The organism is Phyllobacterium sp. TAF24 (assembly GCF_052113785.1).
Taxonomy (GTDB): domain Bacteria; phylum Pseudomonadota; class Alphaproteobacteria; order Rhizobiales; family Rhizobiaceae; genus Phyllobacterium.
Genome location: NZ_JBFRDN010000004.1, coordinates 170,819 through 190,286 on the forward strand (window position 1 = coordinate 170,819; position 19,468 = coordinate 190,286).

General features: G+C 53.4%; 17 protein-coding genes. 6 read left to right on the forward strand and 11 right to left on the reverse strand.

From position 1 onward, the window contains the following. The first annotated feature begins 36 nt into the window (after positions 1–36). Positions 37–486 carry a cyclic nucleotide-binding domain-containing protein gene (locus AB4Y96_RS05615; protein ID WP_091882740.1) on the forward strand — a complete coding sequence of 150 codons (450 nt, stop codon included), beginning with the start codon at positions 37–39 and terminating at the stop codon, positions 484–486. Between the two features lie 17 nt (positions 487–503). On the opposite strand, the gene AB4Y96_RS05620 is transcribed toward AB4Y96_RS05615, so the two are convergent. Beyond that, positions 504–2,273, reverse strand: coding sequence for a metallophosphoesterase family protein (locus AB4Y96_RS05620; protein WP_441916196.1), 1,770 nt, complete (start codon positions 2,271–2,273; stop codon positions 504–506). Between the two features lie 200 nt (positions 2,274–2,473). Here AB4Y96_RS05620 and AB4Y96_RS05625 point away from each other — a divergent pair, with 200 nt between their 5' ends. Beyond that, complete coding sequence (locus AB4Y96_RS05625) at positions 2,474–3,304, forward strand: MBL fold metallo-hydrolase (RefSeq protein ID WP_441916197.1); 831 nt, start codon at positions 2,474–2,476, stop codon at positions 3,302–3,304. Here the strand turns inward: AB4Y96_RS05625 and AB4Y96_RS05630 are convergent. Together AB4Y96_RS05630 and AB4Y96_RS05635 are read right to left on the reverse strand one after the other, a co-directional pair. Then, the gene (locus AB4Y96_RS05630) at positions 3,291–4,064 is read right to left on the reverse strand and encodes a polysaccharide deacetylase family protein (protein ID WP_441916198.1); all 774 of its coding nucleotides are present in this window, start codon (positions 4,062–4,064) and stop codon (positions 3,291–3,293) included. The two genes, AB4Y96_RS05625 and AB4Y96_RS05630, sit on opposite strands and share 14 nt — an antisense overlap. Next, positions 4,061–5,152 carry a glycosyltransferase family 4 protein gene (locus AB4Y96_RS05635; protein WP_441916199.1) on the reverse strand — a complete coding sequence of 364 codons (1,092 nt, stop codon included), beginning with the start codon at positions 5,150–5,152 and terminating at the stop codon, positions 4,061–4,063. Before AB4Y96_RS05635 ends, AB4Y96_RS05630 begins: the two co-directional genes overlap by 4 nt. 265 nt (positions 5,153–5,417) lie before the next feature. Here AB4Y96_RS05635 and AB4Y96_RS05640 point away from each other — a divergent pair, with 265 nt between their 5' ends. Both AB4Y96_RS05640 and AB4Y96_RS05645 read left to right on the forward strand, forming a co-directional pair. Then, entirely contained in the window at positions 5,418–7,151 is a 1,734-nt protein-coding gene (locus tag AB4Y96_RS05640; protein WP_441916200.1) for an adenylate/guanylate cyclase domain-containing protein, read from the forward strand. Positions 7,152–7,210: 59 nt separating this feature from the next. Further along, positions 7,211–8,074: an FkbM family methyltransferase gene (locus tag AB4Y96_RS05645; RefSeq protein ID WP_441916201.1), complete on the forward strand. Its 864-nt coding sequence runs from the start codon at positions 7,211–7,213 to the stop codon at positions 8,072–8,074. Here AB4Y96_RS05645 and AB4Y96_RS05650 read toward each other — a convergent pair whose 3' ends face one another. Beyond that, positions 8,075–8,554 carry a class I SAM-dependent methyltransferase gene (locus tag AB4Y96_RS05650; protein WP_091882757.1) on the reverse strand — a complete coding sequence of 160 codons (480 nt, stop codon included), beginning with the start codon at positions 8,552–8,554 and terminating at the stop codon, positions 8,075–8,077. Between the two features lie 323 nt (positions 8,555–8,877). Here AB4Y96_RS05650 and AB4Y96_RS05655 point away from each other — a divergent pair, with 323 nt between their 5' ends. Next, positions 8,878–9,396 (forward strand): sigma-70 family RNA polymerase sigma factor, encoded by a 519-nt coding sequence (locus tag AB4Y96_RS05655; RefSeq protein ID WP_441916202.1) that lies wholly within the window; start codon positions 8,878–8,880, stop codon positions 9,394–9,396. Here AB4Y96_RS05655 and fhuB read toward each other — a convergent pair. From fhuB to AB4Y96_RS05690, 7 genes are all read right to left on the reverse strand, one after another. Then, entirely contained in the window at positions 9,383–11,380 is a 1,998-nt protein-coding gene (gene fhuB / locus AB4Y96_RS05660) for a Fe(3+)-hydroxamate ABC transporter permease FhuB (RefSeq protein WP_441916203.1), read from the reverse strand. The genes AB4Y96_RS05655 and fhuB overlap by 14 nt on opposite strands. Next, entirely contained in the window at positions 11,380–12,249 is an 870-nt protein-coding gene (locus AB4Y96_RS05665) for an ABC transporter substrate-binding protein (protein ID WP_441916204.1), read from the reverse strand. Before AB4Y96_RS05665 ends, fhuB begins: the two co-directional genes overlap by 1 nt. A 16-nt stretch (positions 12,250–12,265) precedes the next feature. Continuing rightward, positions 12,266–13,045: an ATP-binding cassette domain-containing protein gene (locus AB4Y96_RS05670; RefSeq protein WP_091882769.1), complete on the reverse strand. Its 780-nt coding sequence runs from the start codon at positions 13,043–13,045 to the stop codon at positions 12,266–12,268. Between the two features lie 13 nt (positions 13,046–13,058). Then, a complete protein-coding gene (locus AB4Y96_RS05675; protein ID WP_441916205.1) occupies positions 13,059–15,218 on the reverse strand; it encodes a TonB-dependent siderophore receptor in 2,160 nt (719 codons plus the stop codon). 185 nt (positions 15,219–15,403) lie between these two features. Next, positions 15,404–16,591 (reverse strand): PLP-dependent transferase, encoded by a 1,188-nt coding sequence (locus AB4Y96_RS05680; protein WP_441916206.1) that lies wholly within the window; start codon positions 16,589–16,591, stop codon positions 15,404–15,406. After that, positions 16,588–18,024, reverse strand: coding sequence for an MATE family efflux transporter (locus AB4Y96_RS05685; protein ID WP_441916207.1), 1,437 nt, complete (start codon positions 18,022–18,024; stop codon positions 16,588–16,590). Before AB4Y96_RS05685 ends, AB4Y96_RS05680 begins: the two co-directional genes overlap by 4 nt. Further along, positions 18,021–18,962: a GNAT family N-acetyltransferase gene (locus AB4Y96_RS05690; protein ID WP_175540660.1), complete on the reverse strand. Its 942-nt coding sequence runs from the start codon at positions 18,960–18,962 to the stop codon at positions 18,021–18,023. The genes AB4Y96_RS05685 and AB4Y96_RS05690 overlap by 4 nt, the downstream gene beginning before the upstream one ends. A 260-nt stretch (positions 18,963–19,222) precedes the next feature. On the opposite strand from AB4Y96_RS05690, the gene AB4Y96_RS05695 reads away from it, so the two are divergent. Beyond that, entirely contained in the window at positions 19,223–19,429 is a 207-nt protein-coding gene (locus tag AB4Y96_RS05695; protein ID WP_244518410.1) for an MbtH family NRPS accessory protein, read from the forward strand. Positions 19,430–19,468 lie beyond the last annotated feature (39 nt).

Sequence of the window (19,468 nt, forward strand, 5' to 3'; positions counted from 1 at the left end):
CTGGCTAGAGTAGCACTTTGGGGGTAATGGACGTTCATGCTTCTGAAAGACGAAGTCGAAATGTTGCGGCGGATTCCGCTGTTTTCGGGTGTGGCGCCAGCAAAGCTCAAGCTTCTGGCGTTTACGTCCGATCGTGTCAGCTACCGCGCTGAACAGGCTCTGTTCCGTCAAGGCGATATGGCCGATGCGGCCTATGTCATACTTTCAGGCACGGCTGATGTCAGCGTTGATACGCCCAACGGGCTGATCAAGGTGGCTGAAGTTGAACATGATTCCATCGTAGGTGAGATCGCAATTCTCTGCGACGTGCAGCGCACAGCGACTGTTACCGCATCAACACCTCTCGAGGCCTTGCGTATCAGCAAGGAACATTTCCTCAAGCTGCTGAGCGACTATCCGGAGATGACCATCGAAATCATGCGCGTTTTGGCGAGCAGGCTAAGCCACACGACCGCAGAACTTTCGGAAGAACGCAGCAAGCACTGATCGAACTTGCTAATCCATTAAACTTTTTCAATCCTGCCGGTTGCAGGATCGATAATAAAATTGCGTGATGGCAGCCCTGAGAGGTAGCGTTCCATCATTCGCAACATCAGAGCAAACTGCGCCTGCGCGCCACCAGTTGTCATTGCATTTGAACCAGCGAAAATATCGATCAACACCCGATAGATTTTCAACCGTGCCGCCGATATGCGATCCAGCGCCATTTCACTTCCCATTCGCAGGCGATACCAATCGCCCAGAAGCTCCTGCGCCGTCATCTTGTCGAACTGCTCAAGTCCGGTATCAGTATCTGCAAGGAGTGCCTGTATTTTGACGATGGTTTCCGGCCGCCCGCGTTCGGCGTGGACAAGAATGATTGTCGCGTCGATATCAACAGGCTGTTCGATGAGGCTGAGCGTAAGCAGATCGCCGAGGGTAAGCATTGGCAGGATGCGGGCAATGTCCTTCGGCCATTCGCGCCGCAAATAGCGATGCACGACCAACTGATCGACATGTTCTGAGATGAATGCTCCGTAATCCGCCGCATCCAGCATGGTCCCCACCATCTTGCCAGTCAGGTTGATTTCAGTGCGGTACTGGTCATTCAAGGTTTGATCAATAATCTGCTCATCAATACCGATCGTTTCAACTTGCAGACCTCGCTCTTCAAAACTCACAACCTTGAAGGCTGGCGGGAAAGCCACGAGCGAAGGCACCGCGATATTGATCAACCAGGATGAGCCCTTCTCTACCCTTGCCGTGTCATTGACATGAAGATGACCGCTAAAGTGTATCCGTATACCAGCATCCATCATGGTCGCGGCGACTTCGGACGAGGGCGTCCGTTTGACGGCGCTGGTATTGCCAATCAAATGCCCTTCATCACCATGCGTACCATCCAGAGCATCGAGCATGGGATAATGCGAGAAGGTAAGCAGCATCTTACCTTTATTTTTTGCCCGCGTCGCAACATCCTGCATCCAGTCGATGACAAAACGCTTGTGGTCCAGCATGCCATTCCAGCCAGCATTGGTGCTGTCAACGAATGCACCAGAATCGCCGCGCTCGAAATCACCATCCCGGGGCACGAAGACATTGGCATCGATCATCAGCAGCCAGAGACCAGGGACCGGTTCAACCAGATATGACGCGTCCATAAGCTGATAATCATTTGTACCATCGGCGGATCGAACGGGATAAACTCGCTTGCCGGGAGCATCATCTTGACCGAAGGGTGTCTCCCAATGGATGTCGCTGGATCGCCGGAAAAAACCAAGATCAGGCAGCATCTGCAATCCTTGCGGATATCCCTCACAATACATCTTGTCTGTCACGACCATGCCATCGGCATCCTCGTCGATGAATGCACTGTCGCTCGCCACGATTGTGTAAGTGCCGTCGGGGTTCAGCAGCCGCTTGGCATGATGCCTGCCCTTTGGGCCAAAAATGTCGTGGTTTCCCGGCACCGCCGTAAAAATAAGCCCATGTTTTTCGGAGTATCCATCAAGCAACCGCCCAAGCGCACCAAGCGTGGAGACTTGTCCGTCATCGGAATAATCACCAAGTAAGATGACTTGGTGGATGCCACGCTGCACTACCTTGTCCAACGCGGTCCGCAGGGCAAAATAGCTTTCGTTAAAAACACGGGTCGAGCGCACTGTATCCGTCAGGCGCCGGGCAGTCATGCGCAGGCCACTAACCTCCACGCCGGCAAAGTCATAATCGCCGTAAAGATCATGAAAATGGGCGTCTGCGATAACTGCTATGGACGGAAATTGGGCCGAGGACATGAATCAGATGTTCCGATGATTTTATACATTTGTATCAGCGATTGTCATAAAGCTTAAAAAACAAATCGCTATCGCCTACATATACGGAATGGCAGACTTTTATTGCGCACTTAGCCAATAAAACAAAATCCAAGCCTCGCATAACGTCTGCAGTTTGGTTACGATGACCAAAAAAACGGGGACTTGGGTGTGAGAAACGTATGAGCGAAGATGTATTTCGGGTGAAATTCTGGGGAACGCGTGGCAGCGTACCAGTATCCGGCCCCGAATTTGAACGTTATGGCGGAAACACGTCATGTATAGAAGTAAGCTGCGGCGAACACAGATTGATCTTTGACGGAGGCTCCGGCCTGCGTCAGGCAGGTGATGCGCTGTCCGGTGAAGGTATCGACAAGATCGATATTATCTTCACCCATTGCCATTATGACCACATTATCGGCCTGCCCTATTTCGCCCCACTCTACAATCCGATGATGAATGTGCGCCTCTGGTCCGGCCATCTTGCTGGTATCATGACCACGCGCGAAATGGTCAAGCAGTTCATGCGACCACCATGGTTTCCCGTTGAGCCTGATATCTGCAAGGCAAGTCTTGGCTTCCGCGATTTTAAATCAGGCGATGTCCTGACACCGCGCGAAGGCATGACGATCCGCACAGATAGTCTGAACCACCCCGGCGGTTGTATTGGATATCGCATTGAATGGGCAGGCAAAGTGCTTGCGCTCATTTACGATACGGAACACGAAGCCGGTGTTCTTGATCCTGTGGTGCTTCGACTGATCGAGGGCGCTGATCTCGTTGTTTATGACTGCACCTATACGGAAGATGAAATGCCACGGCGCTTCGGCTACGGGCATTCCACCTGGCAGCAGGGTGTGAAGCTGGCGGCAGCGGGTAAAATTGGCAAGCTCGCACTGTTCCACCATGCGCCATCGCGTACGGATGACGAGATTGACCGCTTTGAAGCACTGGCAAAAAAACACTTCGCCGGGACTTTTGCGGCTCGCGACAGTCAGGTCATCGATCTCTAGACTTCTGGCTCTTCATCAGTTCACTTATGGAGAGCCAGCGTCCGCCCGGCGTCTTCGCCACAACCTGAAAAAGCTTCTTAAGGAAAATCCATGCCGACTCATCATGAACAAGGTGGTGCGCCAAAATTCCGATTGGCTCTGCACTTCCGTCAAATCGTTGCCGTAACTCCGTCACGATCGCGGCCACGAGTTCCGCATGGTCTCGACACCCCTTTGTTCCGTGCCAGTCCATCAGATCAACATGGGTATTGATTGAAGGCAGCGAATTTGCCGCCGGTTTTGCTGTGCCAAACACCGAAAGCGCCTCGAATCCGCAATCACCGAGATAAGGCAGGAGCGCCGGGTCAATCCGGTTCCATGGCGGCACAAGCACTGGCACAAATCGTGCTGAATGCAGCTTCGCAAGACGCGTGCAACCATCGCGCAATTGTTCAAGAATCAACGCGCGCGGTCGATCAGGACCCAGTTCCTGTTTCTTCTTGTCCTTTGCCGCGTGATTTTCATGCGACCAGCCGTGCGCTACCACAGATATCCAGCGTTCGGTTTCAAGGCGTTTGACCAATGGTTCCCCGGTATGAACAGGAATCACGGCAAGGGCCGTGGGCACTTTGAAATCATTAGCGAGTTGGAGAAGCCGATCCAGCGCCGCCGTTGGCTCAACGGTGTCATCATCACGCAACCAGAACCTGGCGCTGCGGTTGGCATGAATCCAGCGTGCAAGCTCGGCTTGCAGGGGTTGCCAGATTGGATCTTCCGTCATCGGCTTCCTCCCATTGAATTTTTCAGCAGCGCATCCAGCTGTCTTGCAGCGATCTCAAGCGATCTTTCTTCCAATACAAAACACCGGGCTGCAGCGCCCATTGAAACCAGCAAGTCATTATCATCAAGCAGGCTGGCGATAGCATCGGCGTAGGCCTGTACATCTCCATCCGGTGTTAGAAAACCGGTGACACCGTTCTGTACTACTTCGGGAACACCTGCTGTCGCCTGCGCAATAACGGGCAAACCCGCCGCCTGCGCCTCCAGATAAGCGATACCATAAGCCTCTCCACAACCGGGCCAGACATAGATACCTCCCTCACTCAATAACGCGGAAATCTCATCCGCGTTCCGCTGGCCAAGCCAGCTTATCCGGTTGCCAAATGCCGAAAACAGCGCCCGTACTTCATTCTCCACCGGGCCATCACCGACAATCGTCAAGGTCCACGGCCTTTTATCGAGCAGCGCAAGGGCCGCCGCGAGCATCTCATAACTATGAAGCTTGTCGCCCGGCCGCATCATCGCCACGGTGACAAGGCGATGGGGATTGTGCGCAATGGGGTCTGGATGAAACGATGCGGTATCGATGAATGGCTTCAACTGCTCCAGTCGGGCGCTCGGGATGTTCGTTGCAAGTCCAGTCATATCGCGCTGCGTAAAACATATATTGACCGCTGCATTGCGAACTGCCTCAGCCACCAATATCTGCGTTTCCGCCCATCCGGTAGCATTGCGGCGCGGTGAATAGGATGCCTCCGCCGTCACATAGGGAATATCCAACGCGGCGGTTAAAATTGGGCCAATCAAATCCGGTGCTTTGTAATAAGGATGATAACAGAACCAGAGATCAGGTCTCCTGCCTGCCTGCCAAAGACTGGAAAGACGCTCAACCTCCTGCCGTGCGGACGCCGCGACACGCTCCCGGTCTTCAAAATTCGGCAGTTTCGTAAAGCTGCGCAGTTCCGACACCACATTGACGGTATGACCTGCCATGCGCAGAGCCGCAATCAGCAGGCGAGCCATCTGCCGATCACCCGATGGAACGGGATGATCGGGTGATTTCAAGGGGGCGTAAAAGGCAACCTGCATGCGCAAGCAATCCAGTATTTCACAATGGTTTCAATCATTTCGGCAAAAACTCGCCGAGTCCTGCAAATCTATAGCCGGTTCTTGYCTCCCGACACTAACAATCTTTTGATCGGCTATCACAGAACCGTTTGTCAAAAAGCCATCATTGCGCTTGATCCCGCACCTATGGCTCGCCAAATCAGCTGGGCTCGAATAAGATTCAGATGAAGATGGGAATGGCATGGGAAGTCCCATGTTTTAAAGGGCGGGGATTGATCCAGCATTCATGACAATAGCAGCGACTGCACCCATGCTTTCCGAGCGGTTCTTGCGCCGGGCACGTCTGGCATCAGGCCTGATCATGCTCACATTCTTAACTTTGCATCTCGCCAATCATTCACTTAATCTCATTTCACTTTCCGCTGCTGAAGAAGGTCGTCGCTGGTTTCTTTTCATCTGGCGCAATCCCGTTGGAACCGTGATTTTCTACGGCGCAGCGATCACACACGTCATTCTCGTGATGCGATCACTTTATATGCGTCGCACATTGCATATGCCGCTCGGCGAGGCACTGCAGATCATACTCGGATTGCTGATCCCCGTTCTGATCATCGAACATGTGGTAGGCACCCGCATCCGCTATGAAATATCCAATTACTATGACAGCTATGAAACCGTCATTCGCGGCTTCTGGATTACCTCCCCTTTCAATGGCATCAAACAGACCGTCGCCCTGATCGTCATCTGGTGTCATGGTTGTATCGGCATTCATTTCTGGTTGCGCTATCGGCAATGGTATCAACGTGCGGCGCCCGTGTTGCTGACGGTTGCCATACTCCTGCCGGTGCTTGCACTGCTTGGTTTTGCCAATACCGGCCGGACAATTGCCAATATGTCCCCAGCTTCCGGTTACGGTGAATACCCGTCGTCGGGTTATCAGGGGCATAAGAACTACAATTCCACGCGCTATTCTTCGCCAGCCGAGCGCACCGAAGTCAAAGAGGATGAATTCCTCGTCAAACTTGGCCTGTACGGTGCCTTTGCAGGTGGGCTCGCACTGGTTCTTGTTCTGCGTGTATACAGGCGCTGGCGCGAGCGGGCCAGCCAGATCGAGATCCGTTACGCTGATGGCCAAAGTGTCCGCGTACCGCTTGGCTTCAGTGTGCTGGAAGCAAGCCGCCTCGGCGGCGTACCGCATTACGCGGTATGCGGCGGCAAAGGGCGATGCTCGACGTGCCGCATTCAGGTTCTGGAAGGTGCTGAAACGCTGCCTCCAGCAGAACCGATCGAGCAGGCCACGCTAACCCGTATTGGCGCCGACCATGGCGTGCGGCTGGCGTGCCAGCTACATCCCACCAGCAGCATCAGCGTTGTTCCACTGCTTGTGCCTAGCCTTGAAAGCATCGTTCCGGCAGGAAGCCAGCAGACAAGTCCCGGACGAGAACGTGAAATCGCGATCTTGTTTTGCGATATACGCAGCTTCACCATGCTAACCGAAGCACGGCTGCCTTATGATATCGTTTTTCTGCTCAACCGGTATTTTGCTGTTGTCGGCCAGGCCGTCGAGCGCTCCGGCGGGCGGCTTGACAAGTTCATTGGTGACGGTGCCATGGCTCTGTTCGGTTTGAACGGTTCAGCAGCGGACGCCTGTAGCAATGCGCTGAAGGCCGCGACAATCATCGTCAAGGAAATCGAGCGGCTCAATGACGAGCTGGCGGGTGAACTCAGCATTCCGTTGCGCGTTGCCATCGGTATCCATACCGGTCCTGCTATTGTCGGGGCGATGGGTTATGGCGCAGTCAAAAGCCTGACGGCCATAGGCGATACGGTCAACGTTGCGAGCCGGCTGGAGACTGTTGCCAAGGAATTTAATGTAACACTGGTGGTCTCGGAACCTGCGATTATCCTTGCCGGTTCCGATACCACGGGCCTTGAAGTTCGGGAGGTAGCAATCCGCGGGCGCGCTGTGCCTCTGCGCGTTTATATCGTCCCACAGGAAAGCAGTGTTCGCTTCGTGTGACAGAGCCTGATATTCTCCCCACCGGAGAGTGGCTATATCACAAGAGTTTGGGGCGGACGGTGATAGATATCAAGGCATGGCGGCGGGGCTTCCAAAAAGCCAGAAACCGCGCGGCAGGACAATTTTTCGATACGCGCTACGGCCGCGAACTGATGATCAGTGCAATGGATGCGCGTGTACTCACCATGACCGTTGATTGTGGTGATCATCTTATGACGTTCTCGCCGAACGATTATATCGGGAGGAAAATCTTCCGGAAGGGCCATTTTGAGCGGCATCACGTCAGCCGTTTGCTATCAATCCTCAAGGAGAAGCAGCTTCTGCGCGAAGGCACAACACTGCTTGAACTGGGCGGCAATATCGGTACCCAAACAATCTATTTCAGCCTGAGCGGTTCTTTCTCACATATTATCAGCGTGGAACCCGACCCGCGTAATTTCCAGTTGTTGAAGTCGAACATTGCACAGAATTCGATTGAAGACCGGGTGACATCTGTCAATTGCGCGGCGGGTGATCACGACGGCGAAATCGAATTCTTTCAGCATTGCAGCAATCACGGGAAAAGCAGCACAAGCCGCCAGAGCAAGACGGACACCAAAATCGTTGTTCCGGTACGCCGTGTTGACAATATTCTCGCAGAGGCAGCCGTTACACCCGATCAGATCGGGCTGATATGGATGGATATTGAAGGCTATGAACCGGTGGCCTGCCGCTCGATGGAAGCATTGATGATGCGCAAGGCTCCACTCTACCTCGAGTTTTCACCAAACTTTTATGGGCAGGATGAGGCGGCAGCCTTCATCCGCTATCTGGCTGGGTTCTACGACGACTGTCTCGCCTTTCTGAATGACAAGCCCTTAGCAATGAAAGTCAGCGCCCTTCCAGTCGATCAGGGGCAATTTGACGTGCTGCTCTTCGCTTGATTACCTGCGGCGATACAGGAAGTAGCGCCCCGGCTTGACGCTGCGCGGCAGAGGCAGAAGTTCGAGTTCCTGATGATCAAGTGCCAGCCCACTGGCAACAATACCGTGACGCGCCAGCAAACCTGCCGCCAGTTGCGGCAACCATGTCAGTGTGATCGCATCAACATCCGGATAACCCGTGCCAATATCCGCATGAACCAGCGCCGCATCAATCCCGATAAAACTTTGAGCCGTTTCCTTGATTTCTCCAATCACCATATTTTCCGGATCAGGAGTGGAGCTTTTGTAAGCATGGGAGGCTCTGTCAAACGCGATGATTCGCCTGTCAGGAAAGCGCTCACGCAAATGGTCATATGTGCGACCATTACCCAATCCAAGTTCGAGCAAAGGCCCCGGCAATTCCCTGATACTGTCCGAAATATGATTGAGGATATCGCGCTGGGCCGTCATGCGGCGAATGAAGCTGTCTAGGCGGCTCATGATTATCATGTGTCCATATTGTCAGTTTTATGCCAGCCCGGCTTATCAGGCTGTCGCAATCGGGTCGACCATAGGCAACGACATATCCGGTAGATTCTTTTTGATCAGACGCACTGGAACCATTTCCTTTTGATCATTTTCAGTCGCTTTGCGTGTGCTGTTATAAATCGTGCTTTCTTTAACTTGACTCTTTTTCTCATGTTCTTGTATAGCTGTTCGCGCGATGGTTGCATGGCTGTTTATTTCAATATTTGAAATAAATCTGGCCGTGTTGTCGCTCGCTCAAAAGCAAATAAAATCCAATATCAAAAAGAATAAAGATCATGCCAAAAGAACAAGGTCTTCATGATGGAAATATTCTTATCGATGCATTGGTTAAATACAAAAATAAACTGATAGTTATTGCCGAAAGTGTATTGCACTCTCACGCGCAAGCCGAAGATATATTTCACGATGCCATTGTGAAAGCTTGCACGATGCAGACGAATTGCATCCACTGCCCTGTCGGATATGCCTGTCGTATGGTGTATAATCTTGCGCTTGATGAGGCGCGCAAACGGCAATACGAGAAGAACAATCTTATGCCGATGGATGGCGTGGATTCAGTGCCGGCCCCATGTGTCAACGCTCTCGACTGTATCGTTATGGCGGAAGCGTTGAACAAGGTGATGGCCTCGCTCAAGGACTTGCCGAAGCGTACCCATGACGCATTCATCCGTCATCGTATTGAGGGTGTTCCGCAGAAAGATATCGCGGAAGAACTGGGCGTCTCACGCACCCTCGTCAATTTCATGATCAAGGATGCGCACCGCTACTGCGAGCAATCACTTAAAGCTGCCTAGCAGCTTTTCGCGGTCGCAGAAGCAGTAGCGCAAACACCGGACCACCCAAAAGCGTGGCGATCAGCCCCGTTGGCAATTGCCACGGGAAATAGGCGGTGCGGCCGATAAAATCCGCAACGGYCATCAGCAGAGCGCCAACCAGAGCCGTACCAAGAAGATGCGGAAAGCCGCGTGTCAGTCCCATACGCTGTGCCAGATGTGGCGCCATAAGGCCGACAAAGCTCAAGGGCCCGACGACGAGCGTGGCGATGGCCGTCAGAAGAGCCGCAAAACCAAGAATGAGTATTCGGAATGTCCGAACGTTGACCCCGTGCGAATGCGCCGACGCTTCACCCAAGGCAAAATGCTGCAAGGGTCGGAGAAAGACTGAAACCATGGTCATGGCGACCAGGGCGCAGATGAGTGAGATGATCGCCATAGAACGACTGACACTGTAGGTGGAGCCTGTCATCCAACTGATCAGCGACATGGCTCTTGGATCACCGGATGCGAGAATGACCGAAACAAGTGCGGTGAGAAATGCGCTCAACGAGACGCCAATAATAAGGAACTGGTTGCCCGACTGCGCTTTGTGCCAACTCATGGCAAACAGCGCGACAAGGACTGCGGCTGCACCAAGAAAACCGCCAAGTAACCTGTGACCATAATCAGGCTGAGCAACGACAAACAGGACACAAAGCAGTCCAAAGGCAGTACCGGCACTGACGCCAAGCACTTCAGGGCTGGCCATGGAATTGCCTGTTAAGCGCTGCAGGAGACCGCCCGCAAGAGCGAGCATTATTCCCGCCGAAAGTGCAGCAACCAGTCTTGGTAACCGCCATGGCAACACGGATTCCAACACCTTGCCGGTGTGAACAGCCCACGAAGAATCGATGCCTCGCCCGATAAAGATTGCGGCGACACAGGCAAGGAGCAAAAGCGCGGCGAGCGTGGATAACAGCAATGCCGGGTGCTGGCTCTTGCGGATCGATGGCGATGCTGTGGTGGGTTGACCAATAGCCTTGCGGCGCAACATGACAATCAACAATGCCGGAACGCCGATCAGCGCGGTCACGGCACCGGTTGGCAGCACAATGCCTGTGATTGCCGACTGCAACTGCAAGAGTTGGTCGATGAGTACAAGAAGACCGGCACCGACAAGTGGAGCTATGATGAGCCGGTCCTTGATGCGCCGCGCGCCAATCGCACGGGCAATGGCCGGTGATGCGAGACCAAGAAAGCCGATAATGCCGACGACACTGACTGTGAACGTCGTCAATGCAACGGCAACCGCGAGGGTAAGCGCTCGGGTTGTATGCAATTTCATGCCCAACCCTTGCGCCGCATCGCCAAGCGTCAATACATTCAATTGCCGCGCCAGAAGGAAGGCAAAGAACGTAAAGACAGCAATTTTGGGCCAGAGTGCGCTTACATCGCGCCAGTCGTTCTGATTGAGCGAACCGCCGCCCCAGACAAACAAGCCTGCGAGATAATGATCATTCATCAGAACCAGAATTGTCACGATCGCCGTGCAATAGAGGCCCATGACAAGACCGGTCAGAATGACAGTCACTGGCTGAAACTGAAAACGCCATGCCACGGCAAAAACAATTGCCATTGCAGTGAAACCGCCAATCGCCGTGGTTAGATCACGATTCCAGCCAAGGAGTGCCGGAAACCACAATATCGCAACCCCAAGTGCCAGTTGGGCTCCAGCTTCAATCCCCAATGTCGAGGGCGACGCCAGCGGATTGCGCAATATATGCTGGAAGAGTGTGCCGGAGAGCCCAAGCGCAAAGCCGCAGACAACAGACATGGCAAGGCGCGGCAGAAGGCTATAATGCAGAAGGACCGCCTGACCATCGCTGGCCGAAGGCGGCAGAAAAACGGCCTGTATGCCAAGCCTGCTGATTATCGGCCATAGGTTGAGAGCCGCGATGCCAAATGCAAGCAACCAAAGAATGCTGGTCCAGATCAGGCGTTGTGACGAGGATGTACGCAGCATTAAACTTTAACCTCAGCCAGAAGACGCGCGAAGCGCGAGACTGACGGCAGCGCGCCGAACATCAGCACACTTGCCATGCGCTGCGCATGTCCTGTTTGAACAAAGGGCATGGCTTGCCATAAAGGGCTCCCCGTCAAACCGGCAAGCACGTCTGGGGGAACCGGGTCCATGTAAAAAACGCGGCTGTCACCCAGGGTAATCAGGTCAGCCAGGCTGGCATCGCCGAAACCCCATTCATTGGTGCGCTTTGTCCAGGCGTTCTGCAGCTCAAGCCGGTCGAAAACATCCTGAAAAATGCCGCCCGGTCCGTAAACGCGGATGTTGCGCGCATCGAGAAAGGTTATGATAGCAAGCTTTTGTGCCGCGAGAGGTCGGGTCGCTATTTTGGCCGCATCGAGCCCGCGTTCGGTTCGGTCGATCAGATCCTGCGCTTGCTGAGGTCGACCCACAATCTGGCCAAGCTCCCGTGTAGCACTCAGGATATGCGGGTATGGCGAGGACCCAAGCGCATGGATGGGAAAGGATTTAACCGGTGCGATCGTCTCAAGCTGCGGCCTGATCCACTCAAGGTAAGGCGTTGAAATAATCAGGTCAGGCTGCAGAAGCTGCAGCATCTCCATGTTGATTTCATAATTGGAACCGACATTGGCAATGCCCGCCGGCAGTGGCGGTTCCATCACCCAGTCATACCAGCCCTGTGTATCAATCAGGCCAACGGGCGGAGCACCAAATTCAATCAATGTCTGTGCCAGACCATAATCCAGCGACACGACCCGCGTTTCGGCTGCCTTTCCTGATCTGACCGACATGAATGATGCAAGCGCGACGGTCGAGCCGAATAGAAAATCACGTCGACGCAGCGCAGTCATTACAAGAATTCCAATCTCAGAGAACGTAGCTGATGGGCGATTGCGTTTCCGGATGCCGGAAAATGCCCATGCGAACACCATAAATGGCATTAAGCTTGTCGGCTGTAATCAGCGCATCCGTAGCATCATGTGCCACGAGCTTGCCACCCGACAAGGCGATCAGCCGGTCGCAGTAGCGCGCGGCCATGTTGATATCATGCAGGACAATCAGAACCGAACGGTTGTGCTCATGCGCAAGCGTCTGGATGAGACTCATCACCTCGATCTGATGATTGATGTCGAGGGCCGAGATCGGCTCGTCGAGCAGAAGACATTCCGTATCCTGCGCAATGAGCATGGCCAAAAAGGCACGCTGACGCTCGCCGCCTGACAAAGTGTCGACGATACGATCTGCAAACGGCGTCAGGCCGGTAAGTTCCAGCGCTTCGCTTACCTTGGTCCGGTCAGTGAGAGAAAACCGCCCCAGTGCGCCATGCCATGGGTACCTGCCCAGCGACACCACCTCCCGCACTGTCATACCATCCGTATCGGGCGTCTGCTGCGGCAGATAAGCGACTTTTTTGGCATAATCTTTCGGGCGGAACGACGCGAGAGGCTGACCTTGATAGTCAGCCTGCCCATGGGTCGGAGCCTGAAAACGCGCGAGGATTTTCAGAAGCGTCGACTTTCCGGAACCATTATGTCCCAGAATGCCGACAACTTCGCCCTTGGGAACATCCAGAGTCAGCGGATGAAGCAAAGTTCTTCCGTCAATATCGAAACCGACACCGCTGAGAGAAAAGGATGTTCCGTTCATTTTATCGCTGACCTTAGAATTTGACCGACAAGGTGCCTTTGACTGTGCGGCCCTCGCCATAGATGCACATTGGGGCGTTATCGTAGTCAGTGGAGCAGGTCGAGTAGTAGCCCTTATCAAACAGATTGCTGACTTTAAGCGCACCCTTCCACCCATTCTTCTCGTAGCTGATGGCTGCGTCGACCAATGTATAATCGGGAATATTCACCTGCGTGCCATTGGGACCACTGCCAACACTACTGCCGATATACCTTATACCTGAGCCGACATTCAGCCCCTGAAGGATACCTGAATCGAAGGTGTATTTTGCCCAGAGCGAGGCTTGATTCTTCGGTACCATCGGCGTGCGATTACCCACCTCCGGTAGTGAGCTTTCCGTGATTTCCGCATCAAGATAGGTATAGCTACCCGTCAAACTGACATTGTGGAAAAGATTCACGGTCGATTCGAGTTCAAGCCCACGATGATGTACCTCATCAATCTGCCTGTAGGCGCCATCACTGACGAATGCCAAAATATTGGTCTTGGTAATATCGAACAGCGCTGCCGTGAAATGAGCAGGCATAAAATCGGGATCATATTTGACGCCAACTTCATATTGATGCGCCTTGGAAGGTGCGAAAGAGCCACCCGTTACACTTTGGCCAATATTGGTCACGAATGATGTGGAGTAGCTTGCATAAGGCGTTATACCGTTGTCGAAGAGATACCCTAGTCCCACATTGCCGGTGAATGCATTGTCTGATGTATCTGTTGTTGTATTACTCAGACGATCATTTGTCTTCTCTTCAAACCACGACTGCCGCCCGCCGAGATTGAGCAACCAGCGATCATTGATCTTGGTCTGCGTCTGCGCGTAGATGCCAACCTGATCGGTTGTGGTCTTCCGGTCCACAATGATTCCAGGCATTGGAACATCGATACCGTAGACGGGGTTTTCGAAATTGAGATCCGGCCCTGTGGCGTATCCATTATGGCCATCAACCGTATAGCGGCTGTAATCGAGGCCCATCACCAATGTGTTCTTGATGTGATCGGACTGATAGTCGTACTGAGCGCTGTTATCGACACTGAAGATCGAAGCTTTCTCATCAACAGTAAAGGCAGCTCTGCCCAAAGTCTGTTCATCGCGCATCTGGGTGTAATAAAGATGGCGATAATCCGTATCCTGCGACGTGTAGCGAAGATTCTGGCGGATCGTCCAGGCCTCATTGAAGCGATGTTCAAAGGAATAACCGATCGAACCATGATTTGCATTGAAACGGTCAAAGTCGGGATCGGACGTGGTGAAGCTGCGCGAGAACTTCGGTAAATTGGGATGCAATGGACTTGCGACGGGCAGGAATGTGTTCGGCGGCAACTTATCCCACTGATAATTGGCAAATACTGTCAGTGAGGTATCGGCGCTGGGAGACCACGTTATTGCCGGGGCTATAAACACGCGATTGTTCTTTGAGAAATCAATCGCCTCGTGCCCTTCGCGGAAAAGGCCGGTCAAGCGATAGGTCCAAACGCCTTCCTTGTCCAGCGGACCACCGGCATCAATACCAACTTCATAGGTATTATGCGAACCATAACCGGCATAGGCACTGTAAAGCGGGTCCTTGGTCGGGCGCTTGGTCGTCAGATTGACGACACCATCCGCACCATTCTGGCCGTAGAGCACCGATGCTGCACCCTTCATCACCTCAATGCGCTCAAGACCATAAGGTTCTGCCTTGAAGCCCGAGAAATCAATGGTTCTTTGTGGTAAACCATCGCGGAATACGGCGTAGGGACCCACATCAAAACCACGGATCATGAACTGGTTGTACCGCTCGTCCACACCCCAGGGCGAACTGGTTACACCTGCCGTATAGGCGAGCGCATCTTCAATACGTTGTGAAGGCCGATCATCCAATTGCTCGCGTGTGATGACCGAAACGGAACGAGGAAGCTCACGCAGCGGCGTGCTGACTTTTGTTCCGGTTGTTGTGGTGCTCGCAAGGTAGCCATTGCCGGGACCGGTAGCGTCGTCACCACTGTTAATGATGATCGGGTTCAGCTCAATGACTGGTGCCTGCTGTGCAAAAGCGAGATTGGTGGCCAATAATGTTGCCAGCGATGTGGTCATCAGCAAACCGATACGATATTGGCGCTTGCGTGCCGCTGAATTGACCCCGTTCCAAATCATTGTCCTGCAACCCCGCATGAACCACACCCCTGCTAAAACCCTGAGACTATTTGATATTTAATATGAGTATTGTTCTCATATTGAAAACATGACTACATTTGTCATCTTAGTAGAGTCAAGGCGGATTTGACGAAATATCCGTCTTTTTTCCGCCCTCAACCAACTTTGTTTTGGTCGCTTGCTATTTACAACTTGGCGGTGTGGAGCGCCTGCTGGATATCGTTCCAGATGACTTCAGACTCTTCCAAACCGACAGCGAAACGGATCGTCTGAGGGTTAACACCGAAGCGAACAAACGACGTCATCCGGTCAGGAATCTGCAGAGCGGCCTTGGCTGGAACAACAAGTGTTTCCGGACCACCCCAGCTGACGCCGAGGCGAATATGGCGAAGCGCATTGACGAAGCGCGCAACATCAATGTCCGGGTTCAGGTCAAAGGCAAAGAGGCCAGAGAAACCCGTCAGCGTCTTCTTGCCCGGATGATCCGAAAAAGCCGGATGGCGGACAAGTTCAATATCGTTGTGCTGTTGCAGGTGCTTGGCGAGCACCAGACCATTGTGCATGTGCTCCTTCAGCCGGACCTTCAATGTACGCATGCCGCGCAACAGCAGCCATGCCTCAAAGGGTGAGAGCTTTGCGCCGATATAGGGATAGGTCGAGCTGTTAATCTTGGCGATCAGATCGCGCGGACCGACAACAACACCCGCCACCGTATCGCTGTGACCACCCAGATATTTCGAAGCAGCGTGGATGACGATGTCGACACCATGCTGGATCGGTTTCTGGAACAGAGGCGTTGCCCAGGAATTGTCGATGACCGTTGTCACGCCATATTCCTTGGCCATCGTCGTCAAGGCTTCGATGTCCTGCAACTCGAAAACCATCGATGTCGGATTTTCCAGATAAAGCAGCTTCGCACCTGGCAAGGCAGCCCGCACTTCGTCAAGATTGGACGGATCGACAAAATCCACCGTCACTCCAAACCGGGCGAGCATTTTTACGAAGAGACGATAAATATCATTGTAAAGGTGTTGAACCGCAACCACACGATCACCGGCTTCGACAAGGCTAAGGATCGTTGCGGTGATTGCCGCAGTACCACTGGAGAAACCACGGCCATCCTCCGCGCCTTCAAGCCGCGCTGTTAGCAGCTCAAACTCGCGCACGGTGGGGTTATCGCCACGCGAATAGATGTAATTGCGCGAACGACCGGCAAATACGTCTTCCATCGCTTCATAGGTGTCATAAGTGAAGAGTGATGTCTGGAAGATGGGTGGGGAAACCGCATTAAATGCGGCGGTATCTACAGGTGAAAACAGATCATCCGGCATTTCCATCGGGCCGAATTCGTGGGGTGGCATGGATTTGTTCATGATGCCCTCTCAGACACTGTGTTGTTGAAAGTTGTGATGGGAAGAGATGATGCAGTAGCGGTGCCGCGCAGCTGGCGCAGCGTGGTGAAAAGGATAATTGCCGACAGGAGCGCTGTTAGTGCCGGAGCCAGAAACAAGCTCGCAAGAAGCCCGCTGAAACCGAAGAGGTGCGGCAGGACAAACAGCAGTGGCAGCAGGAAATAACCATTCTGTGCAATGCTGATAATGGCAGCCAGCCGTGCCCTGCTTTGTGCTTGCAGGAGCACAACGAGAATCTGACGTATGCCGAAAAAGACAAAGGGGACGTGGGTGACGATAATGGTCAGTGCCGCCGTTTGCGCGATTTCGACATCGTTCGTAAACACGGCAGCGATGGGATATCGCAAGACAACAGCACCAAGGCCGTAAATCACTGCAAAAGCCGAAGTCAGCACCAGAAGCATGGTCGATGCTGACAGGAGTCGCGACGTGTTTTTGGCACCCCAAGCAAAGCTTAGCACCGCCTGACCACCAAGCGACAAGCCAATGATGGGCAACATGCCCAAGGTGAGAACACGCAGCGCAATACCAACGCCAGCAATGCCGCTATCACCCCGATAAAAGCCCGCATAGGTAAACAGAACGGCAAAGCTGATACTGCTCAGCATGCTGGTCAGGGTTGTGGGCAGGCCTATTGAGAATACAGGATTCAGGATATCAGCCCGGAACGCTGCAAATCGCGCCGACAGATGCAATGTGCCAACCCGTTTGCGGAAGTAGAGTGCATAGGCGCCAAGTGCTGCAATCTGCGACAGGATGGTTGCCAAGGCTGCGCCAGCAAGTCCGAAGCCGAAACCAAAGATCATGATCGGATCGAGAACAATATTGAGAGCAAAACACCCAAGCAGCGTCCACATGCTGAAGCGCGTATTGCCTTCCGATATGGCAATGAAATCGGACAGGATTTGCAGCATTGTCAGCGTTACCGAGAAGGCAACGATCATCAGATAGTGCTCGGCAAGCGGCATGATGGCCTCGCTGGCGCCGAACAGGCCGAGAAGCTCACGCCGGAAGAAGAGAATACCAACCGTCAGGAGAATTCCGAGCGGCACAGCTGAAACCATGAATGTCGAGGCCGTCACATTGGCACGCTGTGGGCTGTTACTGCCAAGCGCACGCCCAACGGCGGTGGCAACACCTACGCCAAGCCCCTCACCGATAGCACCAATCATCATCAGGATCGGCAGGACAACTGTGATGGCAGCGATTTCATGACTGCCGATCATCCCGACAAAGACCATGTTAATGGTGTGATGAACAGCATTGATAGACAGACCAGCCACTGCTGGCATACCTAACCTGAAGATCAAACGCGTGAGCGCCGGATCGTTTAGATCATCCGGGGCAAAATAAGCGCGCTTGGGCTTTGAAGGCCCGACTGCATCGGGCTTCATGGTGCAGGAACCCAGAGCCTGTCGTCAAAGAAGCGCTCGCGCAACAGCATCACCAGCATGGCGCGCTTATGCGGAAAATCGAAGTGCTTCACCTTGGAAAAACCGGAACGGTCGAGATTGCGGATCTGCTGTTCGTGGCTCGCGCGCGGCTCACCGACGATGCGCTGTGTGCGCGGATCATCGAGGAACATGAAGTGCATCAGCGACGGTAGCCAAGCGGTAATCCACTGCTTGCCGCGATAATCAGGCTCGCCGATCGCCACATGCCAGCCCCGGTCGTAATCTTGCGCATCGTAGTAAGGTCCGAGACGATTTTCCTTGGCCCAATAGACTTCAAAATAGCCAAACGGAACGCCGTTAAAGCAACCGATCAGGGCGAGAATATGCGGGTCATGCAGCCGCTCTTCGAGAATGGCAGCATGCTTATCTCTGTCGCCGCCATCTTCCCAGATCACATTGACCTGCTCGTCGTTCATCCAACGGTGGAAATGATCGAGATCAGTTTCTGGATCAGCGGCGCGGAAGGAAAGCGTCTGATCGAGCCAGGGAATGTAACGCTCATAAACAACGCCAACAGCTTTGCGCGGCCGCTTGGGATGATATTGGCCATTGGTGAGTGTATGCACTTGCGGATGCGGATAGGGCGGATTGGCAATCCACGGCATTGGCCACTGCCAGAACTCCCGCGTATCAACGGCCAACGAATTCCCGTTGTATAAGCCAAGCGGGAAATCCGATGGTTGCACATTGTCGATTTCAACCAGATTGATATTACGCGACTGCGCCGACAGGAACTCGATGGCTGAGGCCAGCACGGGTATGGTTTCACCGGCATTCAAGTCCGGCAAGCGAACCCGGACACTGTCCTCCTTGGAATCTACGTCAACGAGATAGCGACCGGCCCCGGTGGCGATTACAAGCTGATTTGGCGTTTTCATCTCCGCTGATTTCAGAAAACACGAGGAGCCGGGTGTTGAAAGCCGTGAAACATTGGCCTCTTTGGAAATATTGGAAACAAGAGTCATGGCGCACTCCACAGCATGTTCGCTGCCATCGTTTGACAAAGTGATTTCCATAGAGACGGCTGAGGCGCTTTTCGATTTAGCCAAAACTTTGAAAAATTTTTCTCCTATTCCGCTTAAATCGGACACGGGCTCATCCGTCTCTTGGTCATGTCTTTATTCTGCAAGGAGCCCGCATGATGTCGGATGTCGACACGTCACCAGAGACCTGGAGCATCGTTCGCGATCAGGAACACCGCTATTCCGTCTGGTCCAATGACAAGGCTCTGCCGGTTGGCTGGAGCAAGGAAAGCTTTAGCGGCACCCGCGAGGAATGCCTGAGCGAAATCAAGAAAATCTGGGTTGACCCGCGGCCGCTCGCCTTGCGGCAGGCGATGGCGTGATTGCCGGATAACCTTTTCAGACAACAGATCGGTGACGAT

Excerpts from the sequence above, each read along its gene's own strand:
- AB4Y96_RS05615 (WP_091882740.1), top strand. The coding sequence starts at position 37 with ATGCTTCTGAAAGACGAAGTCGAAATGTTGCGGCGGATTCCGCTGTTT.
- AB4Y96_RS05620 (WP_441916196.1), bottom strand. The coding sequence starts at position 2,273 with ATGTCCTCGGCCCAATTTCCGTCCATAGCAGTTATCGCAGACGCCCAT.
- AB4Y96_RS05625 (WP_441916197.1), top strand. The coding sequence starts at position 2,474 with ATGAGCGAAGATGTATTTCGGGTGAAATTCTGGGGAACGCGTGGCAGC.
- AB4Y96_RS05630 (WP_441916198.1), bottom strand. The coding sequence starts at position 4,064 with ATGACGGAAGATCCAATCTGGCAACCCCTGCAAGCCGAGCTTGCACGC.
- AB4Y96_RS05635 (WP_441916199.1), bottom strand. The coding sequence starts at position 5,152 with ATGCAGGTTGCCTTTTACGCCCCCTTGAAATCACCCGATCATCCCGTT.
- AB4Y96_RS05640 (WP_441916200.1), top strand. The coding sequence starts at position 5,418 with ATGACAATAGCAGCGACTGCACCCATGCTTTCCGAGCGGTTCTTGCGC.
- AB4Y96_RS05650 (WP_091882757.1), bottom strand. The coding sequence starts at position 8,554 with ATGAGCCGCCTAGACAGCTTCATTCGCCGCATGACGGCCCAGCGCGAT.
- AB4Y96_RS05655 (WP_441916202.1), top strand. The coding sequence starts at position 8,878 with ATGCCAAAAGAACAAGGTCTTCATGATGGAAATATTCTTATCGATGCA.
- AB4Y96_RS05665 (WP_441916204.1), bottom strand. The coding sequence starts at position 12,249 with ATGACTGCGCTGCGTCGACGTGATTTTCTATTCGGCTCGACCGTCGCG.
- AB4Y96_RS05670 (WP_091882769.1), bottom strand. The coding sequence starts at position 13,045 with ATGAACGGAACATCCTTTTCTCTCAGCGGTGTCGGTTTCGATATTGAC.
- AB4Y96_RS05675 (WP_441916205.1), bottom strand. The coding sequence starts at position 15,218 with ATGATTTGGAACGGGGTCAATTCAGCGGCACGCAAGCGCCAATATCGT.
- AB4Y96_RS05680 (WP_441916206.1), bottom strand. The coding sequence starts at position 16,591 with ATGAACAAATCCATGCCACCCCACGAATTCGGCCCGATGGAAATGCCG.
- AB4Y96_RS05685 (WP_441916207.1), bottom strand. The coding sequence starts at position 18,024 with ATGAAGCCCGATGCAGTCGGGCCTTCAAAGCCCAAGCGCGCTTATTTT.
- AB4Y96_RS05690 (WP_175540660.1), bottom strand. The coding sequence starts at position 18,962 with ATGAAAACGCCAAATCAGCTTGTAATCGCCACCGGGGCCGGTCGCTAT.
- AB4Y96_RS05695 (WP_244518410.1), top strand. The coding sequence starts at position 19,223 with ATGATGTCGGATGTCGACACGTCACCAGAGACCTGGAGCATCGTTCGC.